Source organism: Vibrio sp. 2132-1, from assembly GCF_033344315.1.
This window is the reverse complement of the sequence record NZ_JAWPON010000739.1, coordinates 1-547: the sequence shown is the minus strand read 5'-3', so window position 1 is coordinate 547 and position 547 is coordinate 1. Positions and strand designations below refer to the sequence as shown.

At 47.0% G+C, this 547-nt stretch carries 1 protein-coding gene; it reads right to left on the bottom strand.

What is annotated here, in order from left to right:
* The coding region (locus R8N47_RS27705) for a class I SAM-dependent methyltransferase (RefSeq protein WP_318186425.1) at nt 1-547 on the bottom strand (547 nt) is incomplete at both ends.

Genomic DNA, 547 nt, shown 5'->3' with positions numbered 1-547 from the left:
CAGCCATGTATATCGCCATCGCCCCCCACCCTGTGCCAATCTCAATCACATGGTCGGTAGATTGAAGATCCAACTGCTGGCACAAGCGTTCCATTTTATTGATTTGAGCTTGCTCTAAGGAGTCGGCACTTGTGTGGTAAAGCGCTGATGAGTACAGCATGTTGGTATCTAAAAAAGCTTCATACAAATCATTGCCTAAATCGTAATGAGCATGGATGTTCTTCCGAGAATTTTCTTGCGAGTTTCGATTCGTCCAATGGCTAAACTTGTAAAGTAACTTGGTAAGCCAACTACCCTGATCCTCAAGCTTATCAAGGGCCCGCATATCTAGCGCCATCAGCTTCATCCACGCAGTTAAATCTGGACTGTCCCACCAGCCATCCATGTACGCCTCACCGGCAGCGATGCTACCGCCTTGTAATATTCTGGAGTAAAAACCTGGGTGCTTAACCTCAATGGTCGCAACGACAGGCTGGCCATTGTATTCTCCGTTTGGCGCAGTAAAACGTTCACTGCGCTCCTTTGTCTCAGTATGAAACGATTCAAT